This is a genomic window from Vibrio sp. D404a (assembly GCF_030248535.1).
In the GTDB taxonomy this organism is placed as follows: domain Bacteria; phylum Pseudomonadota; class Gammaproteobacteria; order Enterobacterales; family Vibrionaceae; genus Vibrio.
In genome coordinates, this window is sequence record NZ_JAHGAJ010000001.1 from 1 (window position 1) to 17193 (window position 17193).

The 17193-nt window shown below is 44.7% G+C and carries 12 protein-coding genes and 1 pseudogene; 7 read left to right on the top strand and 6 right to left on the bottom strand.

Features of this window, described 5'->3' with window-relative positions; translation table 11 throughout:
• From KI655_RS00005 to KI655_RS24130, 3 genes are all read left to right on the top strand, one after another.
• Positions 1–596: energy transducer TonB (locus tag KI655_RS00005; protein WP_285400671.1), on the top strand; the 596-nt coding region annotated here is incomplete at its 5' end.
• Positions 597–639: 43 nt separating this feature from the next.
• Entirely contained in the window at positions 640–1491 is an 852-nt protein-coding gene (gene fhuF, locus KI655_RS00010; protein ID WP_285400672.1) for a siderophore-iron reductase FhuF, read from the top strand.
• A 95-nt stretch (positions 1492–1586) separates the two neighbouring features.
• A complete protein-coding gene (locus tag KI655_RS24130) occupies positions 1587–2768 on the top strand; it encodes an AAA family ATPase (RefSeq protein ID WP_285400673.1) in 1182 nt (393 codons plus the stop codon).
• A gap of 83 nt (positions 2769–2851) precedes the next feature.
• Here KI655_RS24130 and dgcA read toward each other — a convergent pair whose 3' ends face one another.
• The 3 genes from dgcA to KI655_RS00030 form a co-directional block, all read right to left on the bottom strand.
• Entirely contained in the window at positions 2852–3817 is a 966-nt protein-coding gene (gene dgcA, locus KI655_RS00020) for an N-acetyl-D-Glu racemase DgcA (RefSeq protein WP_285400674.1), read from the bottom strand.
• A 16-nt stretch (positions 3818–3833) separates the two neighbouring features.
• Positions 3834–4841, bottom strand: a complete 1008-nt coding sequence (dgcN, locus tag KI655_RS00025) for an N-acetyltransferase DgcN (protein ID WP_285400675.1) — start codon at positions 4839–4841, stop codon at positions 3834–3836.
• A gap of 95 nt (positions 4842–4936) precedes the next feature.
• Entirely contained in the window at positions 4937–5803 is an 867-nt protein-coding gene (locus KI655_RS00030) for a LysR family transcriptional regulator (protein WP_285400676.1), read from the bottom strand.
• Positions 5804–6447: 644 nt separating this feature from the next.
• On the opposite strand from KI655_RS00030, the gene KI655_RS00035 reads away from it, so the two are divergent.
• Entirely contained in the window at positions 6448–8016 is a 1569-nt protein-coding gene (locus tag KI655_RS00035) for a sensor domain-containing diguanylate cyclase (RefSeq protein WP_285400677.1), read from the top strand.
• A 125-nt stretch (positions 8017–8141) separates the two neighbouring features.
• Here KI655_RS00035 and dsdA read toward each other — a convergent pair.
• Positions 8142–9478, bottom strand: a pseudogene (gene dsdA, locus KI655_RS00040) (D-serine ammonia-lyase).
• Between the two features lie 252 nt (positions 9479–9730).
• Between dsdA and dsdC the strand changes: the two are divergent.
• The 3 genes from dsdC (at position 9731) to KI655_RS00055 (ending at position 13490) form a co-directional block, all read left to right on the top strand.
• Complete coding sequence (dsdC, locus tag KI655_RS00045; RefSeq protein WP_285400678.1) at positions 9731–10666, top strand: DNA-binding transcriptional regulator DsdC; 936 nt, start codon at positions 9731–9733, stop codon at positions 10664–10666.
• 423 nt (positions 10667–11089) lie between these two features.
• Complete coding sequence (locus KI655_RS00050) at positions 11090–12091, top strand: alpha/beta fold hydrolase (protein ID WP_285400679.1); 1002 nt, start codon at positions 11090–11092, stop codon at positions 12089–12091.
• Positions 12092–12173: 82 nt separating this feature from the next.
• Positions 12174–13490, top strand: a complete 1317-nt coding sequence (locus KI655_RS00055) for a carbohydrate porin (protein WP_285400680.1) — start codon at positions 12174–12176, stop codon at positions 13488–13490.
• Between the two features lie 66 nt (positions 13491–13556).
• On the opposite strand, the gene KI655_RS00060 is transcribed toward KI655_RS00055, so the two are convergent.
• Together KI655_RS00060 and KI655_RS00065 are read right to left on the bottom strand one after the other, a co-directional pair.
• Positions 13557–14465, bottom strand: a complete 909-nt coding sequence (locus tag KI655_RS00060; RefSeq protein WP_285400681.1) for a LysR family transcriptional regulator — start codon at positions 14463–14465, stop codon at positions 13557–13559.
• A 329-nt stretch (positions 14466–14794) separates the two neighbouring features.
• Positions 14795–17116, bottom strand: coding sequence for a glycoside hydrolase (locus tag KI655_RS00065; RefSeq protein WP_285400682.1), 2322 nt, complete (start codon positions 17114–17116; stop codon positions 14795–14797).
• Between the last annotated feature and the right edge of the window lie 77 nt (positions 17117–17193).

Here is a 17193-nt window from a genome sequence, read left to right on the forward strand (position 1 = left end):
AGCCAGAGCCAGAGCCAGTAAAACAAGCGGTTCCTAAAAAAGCACCTGTAAAAAAGCCAGAGGTGCAAAAGAAAGAGTCAGTGAAAAAGAAACCGTTACCGAAAGAAAAACCACCAGCGAAAGAGCGTAAAGTTGAGCCAAAGCCCAAAGAGAAAGTTGTCGAACCAAAACCTCAAGAAGCCAAGGTTAAACCTTCCCCTGAATTGCTCGCGCAAAAGAAAGTTGGAGAGCAAGGTGTAGACGGTTCGAAGCAGCAAAACGTTCAGCAAAAAGAAACCGGTGCAGGGAACCAAGCGGGCGGTATCGCTGATGAAGCGCAGTTTGACTACTATATTCGCCAGCACCTACTTTCTAAAAAGGTGACGCCTAAGATATTGAAATCAAGGCGTAAACAGGGCGTAGTGGTGGTCGTATTTACCCTCGATAGATTGGGGATGATCAAAGATTATAAAATCGCGAAGCCTTCTCGAGTTCGTGAGTTTGATCGTGCCGCAATTAAGCTTGTTCGAAAAGCGGAACCGTTTCCTGCTGCACCCGATTTCGTCACATGGAAGCAGCGCGAATACAGTATCGATATCTCATACAGTGTGAAATAGATAATGCACAGTTTGTCTGTGAACAACAAAGTTAAGTTTTAGAATGAAAATCAAATCAATCCAGGCCGCTCCCTTAAAGGTGGTTTCATCGGGCTTTACCACAACGGACTTTAACCACCTGCAATCTTTATGGGGGGAAAGAAAACACTACTCGCTAGAGCTGGCGTTAAACGAATTAATGCAGGTTGATCAACGCCATGAACTCAAAGTGCTTAGCGACGAAAATATCGACTTGAATACTTGGCTAAACGAATCCTTCGCACAGCTGATGTCTCTACATGCTGAGCACACTCAGTTAGGGACTGCGGTATGCGCATCTTTATGGCACAAACAGCTTGTCGAGCTGATTTTTCCGACCTTGGTCGCGTTGCGCTGGAAATATGGGATTGTTCCAGAGACAGACGCGAAGGCGATTCATTTAAACATCGAACCTAATGGTAGAATCAATACCATCGCGCTCGAAAACCAAGACAGCCGAGCTCTGAGTGACCTAGCGTTAGATAAAAAACTTGCTGAAGTTGTCGCTAATATTGGGGCTCAACTAGAGCCTATTTTTGCCGAGCAACGTGTGAATAGAAAACGTTTTTGGGGCAACTTGAGCAACGCTCTAGCGCAAGGCTTCACTCGATTGTCTGATCATCGCAAGAATGGTCTGAGCCATGACCAAAGCGAGACTGTTGAAAAGTGGCTCTTTTCAATATTAGGTGAGAAGAATAGTTTGGTGGAGATCAAATCGACCTCAAACCAAAGTGGTTATGCACTGTTTGCACGAAGGAAAACATGCTGTTTAAAGTACAAGCTTGATAAAGTTCGAATGTGTAAAACGTGCAGTTTGATGGCGATTGAAGAGCAGCAACAGTTTTATGAAAGCAAGTATGCCTTGAAATCGGCGTAAGCCTTATAGATTTTAGGGTATGTAGGTTGATGTTCTTCTCTACATTTTTGATTTCACTAGCGTGATAGCTTAAACAAAACCTTGAAGGAAATGCCGTGATTGAAGCCTTTGCGATTAAAAATTACCGCTCTTTAAAAGAGATAGTAGCACCATTGTCGAGTTTAAATGTGGTGACTGGCGCTAATGGCAGTGGTAAATCAAACCTCTACAAAGCACTAAAACTGCTCAGCGAAACTGCGGACGGAAACTTGATTTCTGCATTGGCTCAAAGTGGCGGTTTGGAGTCCATTTTTTGGGCGGGGCCAGAAAAGTTATCGCGCGAGATGATTCAAGGTACGGCACCAATTCAAGGGGCGTACAAAAAGCGAAAACCGACACGGCTGGAGTTTGGCTTCGCTGGCGAAGAGTTCAGTTACAGTATTTCACTAGGGCTACCGTCTCCTGATACTGGTGACAACCCTGACCCGACGCTATTTCAGTTTGATCCAGTTATTCGCAGAGAGTGTATTTGGGTGGGCTCGTCATACAGACCTGCAAGCTGTTTAGTCGATAGGCAGGGCCCGATAGTGAAGATTCGCGAGGGCCGCTCTTGGCGTGTGCATGCCGACCATCTTTCAACGCTCGATAGTATTCTTACAGAGCTTGCCGACCCGAGCAGTGCACCTGAAATTTTCCGAGTGAGAGAACAAATCAGACTCTGGCGTTTCTACGATCAGTTCCGTACTGATGTCGACTCACCCATTCGTCAGTCTAGAATTGGTACGTTTACGCCTGTGCTTGATCATGAGGGGCATGGGTTACTCGCTGCACTGAGAACCATTTATGAAATTGGTGATCGAGAAGCGTTAGCGGCAGCGATTGACGACGCTTTCCCCGGAGCAACAATCTCAATCACTAAAGGTGAAGACAACCGCTTCTCACTGTTGTTCTTCCAAGAGGGGTTATTAAGACCACTTAAAGTATCCGAGATCTCGGACGGAACTCTTCGCTATCTATTGCTTGTTGCTGCATTGTTGACCCCAAGGCCACCCTCTTTGTTGGTATTGAACGAGCCGGAAACCAGCTTACACCCTGATTTACTCCCAGCTCTAGGGCGACTTATTATTAAAGCTTCTGAAGTGGCGCAAGTTTGGGTGGTGTCTCATGCTTCCCGTTTAGTCTCGACGTTAGAAGAGCACCCTGAATGTAATTCTATCTTCTTAGATAAACAGTTGGGTGAAACTTGCATTCCGGGGCAGGGAATACTCGACACGCCGCTTTGGAAATGGGCGAACTAGCTCACTTGAGTCCCCACTCTATTGAAAGCAAGGCTGCCCTGTGTTGAGGGCAGCTAACGAAACATCTCGGTTAGATGAAAAGGCTATAGGTGCAGTTTTCCAGAGTGATATTTAAGTCCGTCTTCAACATCTCCTCCAAGCAATACCGGGCCGTCCAAATCAACCACCTCTGCATTGGTTGCAATTGGCAAAGCGGCCTTCATTGCGATCGACGTACCCAGCATGCAACCAGCCATAATAGAGAAGCCGTTTTCGCGAGCTTGCTTTTCCAAGAGCAACGCTTCTGTTAACCCACCTGTTTTATCGAGTTTAATATTAACCATTTCATAAAGCCCTTTCAGGTCGGCAAGTTGTGCTCTAGTGTGGCAGCTTTCGTCTGCACAGAGTGGAATAGGGTGCTTAATACTGGCTAGGGGATGGTCTTCCCCTGACGGTAAAGGTTGCTCAATCATGGTGATATCAAAAGGGGCGAGCTGTTCGAATAACTGTTCTAAATTGAGAGAGCCCCAAGCTTCATTTGCATCGAGTATGATCTTGCAATTGGGGGCGGCAGATCTGACCGCTGCGACACGTTCAATTACTGCTTCGCTATCCAGTTTTACTTTGAGCAGTGATGCGCCTTGCTCGACATACTGTGCTGCTTGTTCGGCCATTTTATGGACATCGCCAATCGATACTGTCATAGCGGTTTCAATCGCATTGTCGACATGGAAATGTGGCGAAGGAAATGAGGTCTCTTCTACCTTTCCAATCAAGTCCCAAAGAGCACAATCGACGGCGTTGCGCGCGGCGCCCGCTGGCATGTTTTGCAATCGCTGTTTGGCCATTTGAGGTGAAAGGTTTTCTAACTCGGGTACCCAGGCTTCTATTTGGGCAATGACTGACTCAACGCTTTCGCCATATCTAGGATAAGGAGTACATTCGCCTGTACCTTGCTGTTGTTTATGTGACGTTGTCACTCTTACGGTGTGGCAGTGGGTTCGAGCACCCCTTGATATAACAAAAGGAGTTGCGAGTTCAATACTGTGTGCCTTGGCTTCTATTAACATGATCCGTTCTCACCAATTAAAATTTGGTATTCAGGTTGTGGGCAATAGACTGAATACCAAAACGTACAGGGTCGGTAACAGGTACTCGATAGGTCTCTTGCCACTCGGCGCAAAGTATTTTGGCTTCATCATCATTGAGCGCCGATGTGTTGAGACTAATCCCTGCCAATGCTGCGTTAGGGTTGGTTAATCTTGCTGCTATCAAGTTTGCTTCTATCGTGGCAGAAATTGAAGGGACTTTACAATGTGGAAGATGGCGAATGTGAGGTCGTCCTACTTCATGACACAAGACCAGAGCATCAGCTTGAGCGCCATGGAGCAACCCTAAACTCACGCCAGCAAAAGAGGGGTTAAATAGTGAGCCTTGTCCCTCAATGATGTCCCAATCATGATCATTGAAGTCTGGGCTGATGGCTTCTACCGCACCCGAAATAAAATCGGCGACTACAGCGTCAATGGAGATACCATCTCCTGCAACGAGAATCCCCGTTTGTCCCGTTGCTTTGAATTGAGCACTCACGTTTAGGTCTTGTAATGCTTTCTCTAGTGCCAGAGCGGTAAACATTTTTCCGACAGAACAATCTGTTCCCACGGTAAGGACACGTTTTCCTTGGCGAGGGAAGCCCGTACCAACATCCAACGGCGCATCGTAATGGCGCACATCATGAAGTTTGGTTTGGCCTGCGGTTTGAAGCTCTGCAAGCTCAGGAATGTCGGCTAGTCGTGAATGCATACCTGAAGCAATATCAAAGCCTAGCTGTGCCGCTTTTATAAGGGTGCTCTTCCAAGATTCTGGGATCACGCCACCCGCATTGGCTGTGCCGATGACTAGCGTCTTGGCGCCCTGACTTTGTGCTTGTTCTAGCGTCAATTCATTTAAGCCTAGAGAGACGGTCTCTTTAGTAAGCCTTAACTCTCCGATGCACAATTCTGGTCGCCAAAGTGCAATACCTCGGGCCGTTTTTGCTGAAATTGGGTCAGTGACGTCGCCTAAGAAAAGTAGGTAGGGTTGAGCGATAGACATTGTGCATCCTTGTTATACGGTGGTGTGTGCAACCACAGTAAAAGGGCAGGGTATGTATATCGAATGCTTATTTGTTGTCAGCCTATAACAAGAGGTTATAGGCTGTTCTCTAACTGTTGTACGAACGCTCTGGCGGCGATGTTTAATGGCGCATGCTCGGCATAAAGTAAAGAGACAGAGATATCGATAGCGGGGTCTAGATTGATACAACTAACTCGGCCTTGGTATTGCTGTGCGGTCCAAGGATCTACGATGGCACAACCAACGTTTTGGGCGACCAGTTCCGCGGCGGAGCTGTAGTTTCTTACCGTTACTTTTGGGTGGTAGTCTGGCATCAGCGTATGTATTGCTTGGTCGAGTTGAGCTCCTAATGGGTCTCGGCTGTCTAAACCTATCAGCGTGTTTTGGCCTGAAAGGAGTTGCTGAAGACTTACGGGCTCTGATGCCGCTAGTGAAAGCGGTTTGATCACGCGCATTTCAGATGTCACCAATGTTTTTTGTACCAAAGCATTAGGGGCATCGTTACCAAAACAAATCGCAAGATCGATTTGATTTTTTAACAGGGCATCACACAGCTCGTCTTGGTTTCCTGTTGATACTTCAATGGTGTAGTCACCACTTTTACATATTTGAGCTATCAGTGGGGCCAACATAGTGGAAGACAAAATAGGAGGCGCCCCAATGGTTAGGTGCTTATCGCCGGCTTTTATCTTGTTGGTTAGGTTACGAAATTGCCCAAGCTGTTGGTAGATTTTTTCAGCCTCAGGAAGTAGAAGGTGCGCTTCTTTGGTTGGAACCAGTCGCCCTTTGATACGTTCAAACAGTGCAAACCCCAATTGTTGCTCAGTATGAGATAACACGCGCGTGACGTTCGGCTGTGATACATGAAGTGTTTTAGCTGCGCCAGAGACGGTGCCTGATTTCATTACCGCATAAAAGATTTCGAGTTGTCTTAAGTTCACGTCTTTGGCCGCTGGTGATTACAAGTTTCATCACATTAAATGAAAAACCAAGGCAATTGAAGGGGAAAGTTATCATGCGAATTTGGAATTATTGATTGAATAAATGAAACGTATGGAAACAAATAAAAACATGTTAACCAGTCATGTTGGCTTGATAAATATAAGTGTGACTACCAGTATTTATTGTGAATAAATATGCTAATGGAGACGGCCCATCAAGTGTTATATCTGAATGCGAGGTCATTAAATAGTGGGCTTGCGGTATAAACAAGTTATCAATAAGCCTTGTGCCCGGTATTTCCTAACCCTTAAGTGGTATGGTTTCTTTTATGTTCGACTATGAAAAAGATCATTAAACTCAAATACTAAGATGTGGTTCACTTTTGAGACAGGCGTGCAAAAACCTTGGCTTACCCGAGATTTTAGTTTGACATTTAAATGATTTGGCTGTTTTTAATATCAACATATATTGTTATTTAATCTCGAATAAGATTGAAATCTCATTCTGATTATATTTGTTTTTACTTAGCGAATCACTATTGGTAATATATTTTATAAATTTAAATTCTTTATAATACTCTCCTATCTGGTGATGTATATCATCCAAGAAATAGGGGGGTATTTTTTTTCAATGGAAGTCAGGCATGACGTCAGTGATTGGTCATCGAATTAACTTACGACTACTTGTCTTATCTTTGTGTATTCTGAGTGTCGCTATTACGTTGATGAACGTATTCCACTCGAGCTACCGAGCTCAACACGAACTTATTATCAATAAGAACCTAGAAGCAAATCGTGTATATGCTGACAAGATGGCAGCAATGACCGATGTGTATGTTGAGCAAGTTATGTCTCAACTGAAGTACAGTGCGCAATTGCTCTCTTCTCGTCTCAATGATGCCAACTTTGTCACTCAAGAAACAACGAGACTGAAACAACAGACGGATTCATTCAATTCGGTGTATGTGGTGGATGACGAGGGTGTGATCGCGTCGATTATGCCAGTGAGCGTGGACATTAAGGGTGTCAAACTCACTACTGAACGTTCTAGGCAGTCATTGCGAGCAAAAGCACCTTTGATTTCCGACCCATTTATCTCGCCTGCGGGTAATTATCTTATCAGCATGACCTATCCGATATTCTCCCCTCAAGACAGGTATCTTGGGTATGTTGGTGGGAGTATCTACCTTGAAGACTCAAGCCTTCTTAGCAACTTGTTGAGTCGCCATAACTACAAAGATGGTTCGTATCTGTATGTGGTCGACAGAAATCGTTCGCTGATCTATCACCCGCAAAAGAACCGCATCGGTGAAGTGGTGTTGGGGAACGCGGCGATTGAAGAGGTGCTCAACGTAGGTGATGGCGCTATGGGGATAACAAACACTCAAGGCGTCGCCATGCTGTCAGGGTTTGCTATGGTGAAAAGTACTGGGTGGGGGATCGTCGCCCAAACGCCGAAAGATAGAGCGATTTTAGAATTAGAATCTCAAATGCAGTACGTAATGTTCGAATCTATTCCTGTAGGAATTGGGACTCTGTTTTTCATCTGGATTTCTGCAATTTATATCTCAAGGCCACTGTGGCAACTCGCCAACACAGTAAATAAGCTCGATACCACACAACTGGTAACCAGCGAGTTGAGCAGTGTTAAACCTTGGTATTTTGAAGCATCCCAGCTCAAGCTAAGTTATGAAAACACCTTTAATTTGGTTTCTCATCAACTAGAGAAACTGCACTCTGAAAACCTGACCGACCCGATGACAGGGCTGTTAAATCGACGTGGACTGAAGAGAGCTATCGAGAACTTTCAAAATAGCGACTCGCTTGTGTCTGTACTGGCATTGGATATTGACCATTTTAAAGCTGTAAATGACAAATATGGCCATCAATTTGGCGACCTGCTGCTCAAGCAAACCGCGGATTTGATGAAAGCTCAGGTTCGAGATGTTGATATTGTGTGTCGTTCTGGCGGTGAGGAGTTCATCATTTTTTTAGACGGCTCCAGTATGGATGTTGCCTACGAGATCGCGGAGCGCATTCGACTGTCAATTGAATCAGATATTACATCGCTCGAAGAGGGTACCACGATCTCGATTGGTGTTGCACAGTGGTACGGTGATGCTACACCAATATCGTCGACACTTGAGCTTGCAGACAACGCTTTATACAAGGCTAAAAGAAATGGCCGCAATCGAACGGAGCTGTTCTCTTAAACCCTTGTATTGTCCAAAAATAGATACTTGAACGATGAGGGGCGCGGTTATAACCGCGCCCCTTTTTTGATTGTGAGCATTCCTAGAGCGGTTGGCGCCGGTGGCCAACCGAAAGGCAAGAAGTGTTAGTTGCTTGATTGTTCCAGATAGAATTTCATTTCTGATTGAGGAACCATCCCGCCTCCTGTGGCCCAAACAAGGTGAGTCGCGTTAGCCATTTTGATATCGTCGAAGCCCATTCGCTCTCGGTATTCGTTATTGTTGGTCAAGATCACCGGACCAAGCATGCCGGCTAGCGCAGAGGGTTCAAGCTGAATGTCTTCCAACTCGCTGAGTTGGCGAAGTAGGCGATACATACGTTCATCAGAGATTGTGATGTAACCGTCTAACAGCCTTTCCATTGCTCGGCCAACAAAACCAGAAGCGCGACCTACAGCAAGGCCGTCTGCAGCGGTGATATTATCGATACCAATATCTTGGACGCTGATTTCATCGTGAAGCCCTGTGTGTACGCCAAGTAACATGCATGGTGAGTGGGTAGGCTCAGCAAAAATGCAGTGGACGTGATCGCCAAATGCGGCTTTCAACCCAAATGCCACACCACCTGGGCCTCCGCCGACGCCACAAGGAAGGTAAACAAACAGTGGGTGCTCAGCATCTACGACAATACTCTTTTCACAAAACTGCTGCTTTAATCGCTGTCCAGCCACGGAATATCCTAGAAACAGCGACTGCGAATTCTCATCATCAATGAAAAAACAGCTTGGATCTTTCTCCGCTTCTTTTCGCCCTTGAGCCACCGCTACTCCATAGTCTTGTAGTCTTGTTCGTATTCGACAACTGTTACTCCATGAGAGCGCAATTTGTCTTTTTTCCACTTTTTGGCGTCTGCTGACATATGGACTGAGACGGAGAAGCCTAATTTTGCGCTCATGATCCCGATAGACAAGCCAAGATTCCCTGTCGATCCAACGGCAATGCTGAACTGGCTAAAGAACGCTTTGAATGGTTCGGTTGCTAATAGTGTGTAGTCATCACTTTCATTGAGCATTCCAGCATCGAGTGCCAATTTCTCTGCGAGTACCAGCACCTCATAGATACCACCTCTGGCTTTAATCGAGCCTGAAATAGGTAGGTGGCAGTCTTTCTTTAGCATCAACTGTCCAGTGATATGGGTTACGTACTCACTTTCTAAAATTGCTTTCATCGATGGGATGGTGACCACATCAGATTCAATAATACCGTTGCTTTCACGGGTTTCAGGGAAAACATGGGCGAGGTAGGGCGCAAATCGATTCAGTCTGTCACTGGCGTCTTTAATGTCGCTTTGATCAAGTCCAACATGCGGCAATCCTTCGTCAAAGCTGGTGATAGCAGGGTTGAACCAAGCTGTTTCCTTGAGCGAGATTAGCTCTTCAATAAGCGGATATTGTTGGGTGAGTTGGTCAATTGCGATCGTCATCTTGATACCTTTCATTGTGACAAATAGAGGTGGATGTCTTTCATAAAGCTAGTATTCACCATAGTTTCTAACTTTATTAAATAGATCTTTAAGGTCGCTGACAAATGACGATAACTCACATTTGGATGAAATAGATTAAACCAAAATCTGAATCTAAAAGGATTTGGTGTGAATAATTGAGGTTTGGAATAAAATTTCTCATACCTATGATGTAAGCTGATTATCAAATTGGCGTAGAAATTTGGGTAAATTATGTATACCAGTGACAATATGTTCACCAAGCAGAACCGATTAAACAGCTTTCAACTATCTAAGCTGCGTACCTTTGAGGTGGCTGCTCGTCATTGCTCCTTTTCATTGGCTGCGGAAGAGCTTGCCTTGACCCCCAGTGCTATCTCACATCGAATCACTAAGCTTGAAGAAGAGTTGGGTATTCCACTGTTTATTCGAAACCACCGAAAAATCACTCTCTCTGAAGAAGGTCAACGTATCTACGAGTCGGTGAGCCGAGCGTTAGATGCTCTAAACCAAGATGTATTTGATGTTCAAAATGGCGACGTTTCAGGGCTGCTGACGGTGTATTGTCGCCCTTCCTTTGCTCAGTGCTGGTTAGTACCTAACATTCTCAGTTTCCAAGAGTTATACCCGTCAATTGAGCTCAAATTGCTAACCGGCAATGAGAACATAAAGCTTCAAGGAGACGGCATTGATGCTGCGATTTATTTTGATGCCGAGCAGCCTAAACACCTTAAGTGTGAATCACTTTTTTCAGAAACCATTATTCCTGTATGCACGCCAGAGTATGCCGAGAAACTGAACTTAAGTGAGTCAATAGAGCAACTGCGCCACGCCACATTACTGCATGACAACCAAGCTTGGGATTACGACTCAAATGAAGATGAATGGAAGGTGTGGGCGCATGCGAACAACCTCGAAGGTGTTGAACACTATTCAAGAATGAGCTTCGACCGCTCTGACTTAGCGGTGCTTGCCGCTCAGCATGGGGTAGGAATCGCAATGGGAAGAACCAGCTTAATTGAACCTCTGCTTTTGTCTGGCGAGTTGATTGTCCCGTTTTCGAACACCGAAGTGACCTGCAAGCAACACTATTACGTGGCCACTGCCCCTGAGAGGAAATCGGACAAAGTAAATCTGTTTGTCGCTTGGTTGAAGGGGATGGTGAGGTAGGGGTTACGAGAGTTGAAGTTCGTATTTTTATCTAAAATCTATCAATGATTTGTTATCAATGATCGAAAATGGCACCACCTAAAAACAACCCATTCATTTCCCCGACAGGTGATATCGTTTATTCAATTTTTCTTGAGTCCAGTTGTTTTAGGTTACAGACATCAAATTCTGTACCGCTACTGGCACTCAAGTCTTTTCTTGAAAACACCTATCTAACACAATTGCCGATTGATGGATCGCATCAATCGCTAGCGATTACTCGCGTTGCCTAAATCCTCATATTATTCATCCGTCAAAGCGACTCACCGCAAGTAAACAGTTCTGTTGATGACTAACACTTTTGTGAACTGTAGTGCTTGTACTCGCTTAACTCTTGCCAGAAATCTTACTGGCATCAAATGAATTGAAATGAGATCGGTAATTATGAAATTAGTTAAAATGTTTAGAGCGTCGGCTTTGGTTGTTGGCTTAGGCTTCTCACTCGCGATTCCAGGACTGTCTGTGGCAGCGACCTCTCAAGTTCCTGTGTCAGTTGAAGCACAGAATACGGAACTGTCACAAGCGGCAAAAGAGTGGCAGGCGACAGGTAACTACTTGACGATTGAAGGCCACAACATCTTTTATCATGATGTGGGTGAAGGTCCGGTTATCGTGCTTCTGCATGGGCATCCATCATCAAGCTTAGACTGGCGTGAAACTGTCGATATTCTGAAAGATAAAGCCAGAGTGATCACATTCGACCATGTAGGTTGGGGCTTGAGTGACAAGCCTGTCGCGTTTAGTTACTCACTAATGGAAATGGCTGACATTACGGAAGAGATTCTAAATGAGCTAGATGTAAAATCGGCTCACGTTGTGAGCCACGATATTTCGACGAGTGTTCACTCTGAATTGATGGCAAGACATTTAGAAGGAAGCCTCAGTTTTGACCTAGAAAGCTCAATGCTGACCAATGGCAGCATCATTCAGTGGATCTCTGATGAACCACCAGAGCAAAAATTGGCCGAGAGTAACGAGACATTATTCGAAGCAATTAAGGCATTCCGTAAAGCATCTCCAGTTATTCCAGACATTCTGACATCAATGACAATTGGCAACTTGAGTGAAGAACGCATCGATCTAATGAGTGAACTACTACTTCGTGATCAAGGTGTGGAGCGTCTTGCTGCTCAAAGTTTGTACATGCGTGAGCGTTACGTCTATGCCGATCGTTGGTTAAATGCGATTACAGATACTCAGCCTCTACGCATTGTATGGGCGCAAGATGATCCTGTTGCAAACGTAAAGATAGGTCGTGAGCTTAATAAAATTGCACCTGACGCTGATTATGTCGAAATCAAGGGCACTGGTCACTTTCCTAATGCGGAAGCACCAGAGCAAATTGCAGAGCATATCCTGATTTCTACCGGTCTCTCAGAAGAGTAATTCTGCTTAATCTAAGGGTTCTTTTCGAGCCCTTAAACTCCTATTTCAATACTTTCAACTTCCCTTTATCGAGAGAAATCTTATGTATCATCTAAACTCTCCCCAGCAGGTGAGTAAAAATAATGCTGCGACAGACACAAATTACAATAAAAGCCTATCGAATTACTCAACGTTACTTTGTCTTATGGCAATGACTGTCGCTCTACCATCCCTGGCTTCGGAAGAGGCTCAAATGGAAATGCTCGCGCAAGCAGACGTGAATGATCGAAGTACGCTGATTAGCGCCCAAAGTTGGGAGGACTCTTACTCGTCTTTCAACAACAAAAAATCAGATCTTTATGATGAACACGGGTTTGCGTTTGCCGGATTTCACAGCTCTTTGTTTCAGGTTGCCAGTGATACTAAACCAGATTTCGACAATACTGGTCTTGCCACTATCGCTGCTTTGTATGGTACGTGGAATGCCGTTAAACATGATGATCCTTCTGCGGGCCAGATAGGGTTTGGGGTAGAAGCTCGGTGGGGGTACGGCAATTTGCTTACACCGGTAGAGTTAGGGCAGCAAGCAATAGGCAGTGCGACTGGTAGTGCCGATCCTTATGATGCGACGAACCCGACATTTGTTTTACGCGATCTCTATTGGAGAGGCGGATCTGAAGATCAAGGTTGGAGCTATCGATTAGGTAAAATGACGGTAGATAGAATGCTAGGCTCTTCAAAATATGCCAATGCAACATCAACATTTCTGCCCGTTGGCAGCCAAGGAGCACCAAGTATTGCTTATCCTGATTCCGCTTTAGGTGCTGCAGTGGCGTTTTATCCTTCGGAACGATTTAGGTTCGGTGCTGTTATTGCCGATGCGTATGGCGATCGTACGAACTTTGGCGATATCACTGAAGGTGACTTTTTCAAGGCCGTTGAGTTACAAGCCAAGCTATTCCCGTTAAATGAAGAGGCTGGTTTCTCAACACTGTCGTTTTGGCACACTGATGGTGTTGATGACCCAGAAAAAGCGAATGGCGGGAGTACTGGTGAAGAAGGTTGGGGTCTGTTTGTGAAGCATGAACAGCAGTTAACTAAAGATGGAAATAATATAGCGGTTTTCCGTTATGGTCGTGCCTTTGATGACGCTGCGGTATATAAAGAGCAGGGCTCTGTTCGCTACATAAAAACAAACGTGGCGTTGAAAGATGACATGTTTGGGGTTGCAGCAAGCTATGTGAAGCCAGTGTATAACCCTATGGAAAGGGATGAGTGGAGCATTGATACTTTCTATCGTATCAATCTATTTAAAAACGTTGAGACGTCCGTGGGTTATCAGATGATTTTCAATCCGGCATACAACGCCTCTGTCGATAGAACAAGTGTTTATAGTTTCCGCATTACCCAGACGTTCTAATCCAATGTTAAACGGGCTAGGAAGGCCCCATTGGTTCATCTTATTTCAACTCTTTATTGAGCAATTCTACCGCTCGAGAGCATCGAACTTCGCGATATAGTCGTCAATTGCCTTGATAACTGAATTCTTTATCACCAGAACATGCTTTGTATGCGGGTTCCATAAAGAAAAACCAAAGCGCATACCAAACTTCATCTCATTGATTTGAAGTGGCTCTAGGTGCTCGGTGATATAGGGAGATTCAGAGAGCACTCTAGGTAACCAGGCCCATCCTAAATCTTCTTGCAGTAACTTAATAACCAAAGACATTTGGTCAATTTGTTCATTATTAGCAGAAAGAATCACGCGTTTGCCTAACCCTTCTTCTATAAAGGATGTAAGCACAAATTGGCGAGTGGTTCTCATGGTTGCGGCGAGACGATTCTTAGGCACTTGAGTCAATGTGCCGCCTTTTTTGGTAAAAGGTAAAAACTGAATATTACCTACAAAAGTCACATCTTTGTTATAGACGCCTCGACTTCGGTCAACATTAACTAAACCAAAGTGAAACTCTCCATTGACGATACCGTCTTCAATTTCTTGTTGATTACGGACGATATAATTCACTCTTAGTGTAGGAAAGTCGACTGCAAGTTGCTTGCGGATCTGTGAAAGGGCCCCATGTGGTATCAAGCTAGAGTAAGCAAAATTAATCGTTTCATTTCTTCCGCTAGCCAAACTCAACGCAATTTGATCAAATATATTGGTTTGTTCTATCGCGACTTTCGCGTAATGATACAACAGCTCACCCTCTTCCGTTGGCCTCACACTGCGCGCATCTCTTTCGAACAAGGTGACTGCCAATAGATCTTCTAGATTGGAAATAACCTGGCTCGCCGTTGTTCGGTGTTTATTTAAACTTGCAGCGGCCTTACTGAACGAGGATTCCTCGTAGACGGCTACAAATGTGACTAACTGTTCAATACTGAAATTCATGATAGTAAGGCCTTAGAGATCCGTATTTTGATTGTATTCTTACCATATTCCAATCTCACTAGCGATTGAATGCTTGTTTCTGGCTTTTGAGAATTTCTACCTTTTGTAAAAAGAAGGAGTCCTTTCAAAAGGTAGCAAAACAGGTGCACTTAGTGCATTAAGAGCGAGCTGTCATTTTACACTCCCCACATTTATCGCTGAAGGTCTACAAAGAGGAGTTACCGTTTCAGAGTGAGAAGCGTAAGTAGTTAGCTTAATCCTGAACGCTATTTCGGAAAGCTTAATCCCTTAGCTTTTTGCTATCAGCTAAGGGACTAAACAAATCACACTTAGTTAAGTTCGGCTTTCCACTTTATGACTTCTCCATTGCTTAATATTGCTTGGATAGAAGCCGCAGCTACATCAATGTCGCCTTGATCAAACGCTTGGTCAGAGAAATTGGCGATGATCTTACTGCCATCACTGAACATGGTTTGTTGGACGGTACCGTTGCTATTTAACCATGAGAAATCAATCAAGGCTTTATTCCACAGCTGTTCATGTATCGGTTTAAACCCATCTTGATAGTGTTTTAAGGTTTTGAGCCTTGGGCTTGTACTTTTCACAGCTTCGTCTCTGGTTAAGTGCACCATCGCGGGCGTGTTATACAACATGGCTGTTAAGTCACGGTTGGTTTTCACATTGGTAAACTTGAGACTGTCTGAGTGCCAATGGTGCGTATTAATCACTTCATCATGAAATACAGTTTGGTATAGCGGAACGCGATATTGAGGCGAAAACAGTAGTGACTTGTACGGCTCTTTAACCTTTCCCGGTTTGAAGAAAAAGTCGGGCTTATGATCAGGATACCAGCGACCTAGAAAGTAGGGGGACTGGCGATCTTGTTTCATCTCTTTATCTGTCCACCCGAACCCAACCGTTTCTAAGCCGTGCGCAAATGCAATGCCTTTGGTGGTTAAGCTGTTGCCGTCTTCGGAGCCCAATACGAGAGATGATTGCTCGCTTAGCCACTGCATTCGGTTGTTAAAAGCGGAAAGCATCTGCGATTCACTGGTATTGTCACTGTAGTCTTCACGTGCCATTGCGGTCGCATCGACATCTAAAAATAAACTATTGAAGTGCCCAAAGTTCATGATGTCTTTAGCGCGCTGTTTTACGTAGTCCAAATGGCAATTAGGGTTTAAGTAGAAGCCGTTACCACGAAATCCTTTTTTCAATGCCCCATCAGCTTGTTCAATTGCGCATGTTTTTCGTATTGGATCTGGTAGCTGGGCGGTTAACCAACTGTCATTTAATTGAGCCGGTATTGCGGTGTTATAGGAGTCGTAAGTCCCAACCAAGTAACCAGATTGTTTGGCTAGCTCGACCGCGTTTGGTTGATAAAAGGCAGGCATCCAGTTATCAAAGCCCAACCAAAGCTTGTTCAATCCAGCATTATTTAGATTATCGACCATGGCGGATGATAAGGCTTGTCCCCAAGTGTCTGGTGAGTTTAGAAACGAAGAGGCATATTCAGACAACCATTTTTTTCTGCTTTGCGCGGCGATGTATTGTGCCTCAATCGTGTTATCAGCCAGTGTAGGGGATGCGACGGGGTATAAGCTTTTTAGTGATTGGCTAATCGAATCCAACAGCAACTGTTTGTGGTATTGGCTCAACCAGTCCTTCCCCTTGGATAAAGTGGCTAGTTCGCGCTGAGCTTCCTCGGATATGTTGAGCTTAGAGCGTTCAAAGTACCACTCTTTTAGTCCCCACCAGTCTTTTACATCTTGGATACTCAAAGGATCTTTACCAAACAGGTAAACATGACTTGCACCAACCAGCTTACTGATATCTGGATTACGTGTTTGTTTTGACGCTAGTGATTCTGATAATCCATTAGCGATGCGCCAGTCTCGGTATTGCTTGGCACCGTCGAGTATTGAATCGCCGAGCGTTATGCGGACAGCAAAAGGTTGAGATTGATTTAGCGAGGTAAATTGATGCGATGCGCTCATATCAATAAGGGATTTGTTCTTAGAGCTCGATTCAGAACTGATATCAGTAAAAAACAGTTGGTTATTGGTTGGGTTGATCAACTGGTAGCTGATGAACTGATCGCTCTGCTGCGTGGTCCAAAACGGCATCTTTAAGTCTTGAGTGGTGTTACTCCCAGAGTGGTTATTGGCGAGATAGTTGGCCCAAAGTTTATGGTTGGTAGGCACGCGCATACCTTCACTAAAGGGCAGTAGCAGTGTTTGTGTTTCTTTTTCTGCAAGATCAAACCAAGCCAGTTCGATTGGTTGGTTGCGCTTTACCTTGATATCGGAAGGTAGGATGAATTGCAGGAACAGTTCACCTTGTTTTAACTCCGCTTTTACTTCGACTAGGCTTGGCATTAACGTCCAAGAGGCGCTGGTTGAATCCCGGGATATCTCGGCTACTGTTTGAGAGATACCGTCAACGGTTAGCGCAGCATTGTTAACGCTCAAGCCATTCCAATCTATCGTGAGTGTTGATGGGTTTATTAGAACAGTATTGTTGGTGTTGTCACCACTGTGGTCTTGAAGTGTAAATCCACTCGCTTGTGTCTCTGTTGAAAAAGTACAAGCGGTGAATAGGGCTAACATGGCACAAGACGAAGCATTTAATTTATGGTGGATATTCAGCATGTTTAGATTCCGTGGTAGTAATTACGGCTATTACACCCAAGATGCGTTAATGTTTTGTCACCTATATGTCTCTATTT

What these genes read in the sequence shown, in the direction of transcription:
- KI655_RS00065 (WP_285400682.1), bottom strand. Translation starts at nt 17,116, where the DNA reads ATGCTGAATATCCACCATAAATTAAATGCTTCGTCTTGTGCCATGTTA.
- KI655_RS00055 (WP_285400680.1), top strand. Translation starts at nt 12,174, where the DNA reads ATGTATCATCTAAACTCTCCCCAGCAGGTGAGTAAAAATAATGCTGCG.
- KI655_RS00050 (WP_285400679.1), top strand. Translation starts at nt 11,090, where the DNA reads ATGAAATTAGTTAAAATGTTTAGAGCGTCGGCTTTGGTTGTTGGCTTA.
- fhuF (WP_285400672.1), top strand. Translation starts at nt 640, where the DNA reads ATGAAAATCAAATCAATCCAGGCCGCTCCCTTAAAGGTGGTTTCATCG.
- KI655_RS00035 (WP_285400677.1), top strand. Translation starts at nt 6,448, where the DNA reads ATGACGTCAGTGATTGGTCATCGAATTAACTTACGACTACTTGTCTTA.
- dgcA (WP_285400674.1), bottom strand. Translation starts at nt 3,817, where the DNA reads ATGTTAATAGAAGCCAAGGCACACAGTATTGAACTCGCAACTCCTTTT.
- KI655_RS00060 (WP_285400681.1), bottom strand. Translation starts at nt 14,465, where the DNA reads ATGAATTTCAGTATTGAACAGTTAGTCACATTTGTAGCCGTCTACGAG.
- dgcN (WP_285400675.1), bottom strand. Translation starts at nt 4,841, where the DNA reads ATGTCTATCGCTCAACCCTACCTACTTTTCTTAGGCGACGTCACTGAC.
- dsdC (WP_285400678.1), top strand. Translation starts at nt 9,731, where the DNA reads ATGTATACCAGTGACAATATGTTCACCAAGCAGAACCGATTAAACAGC.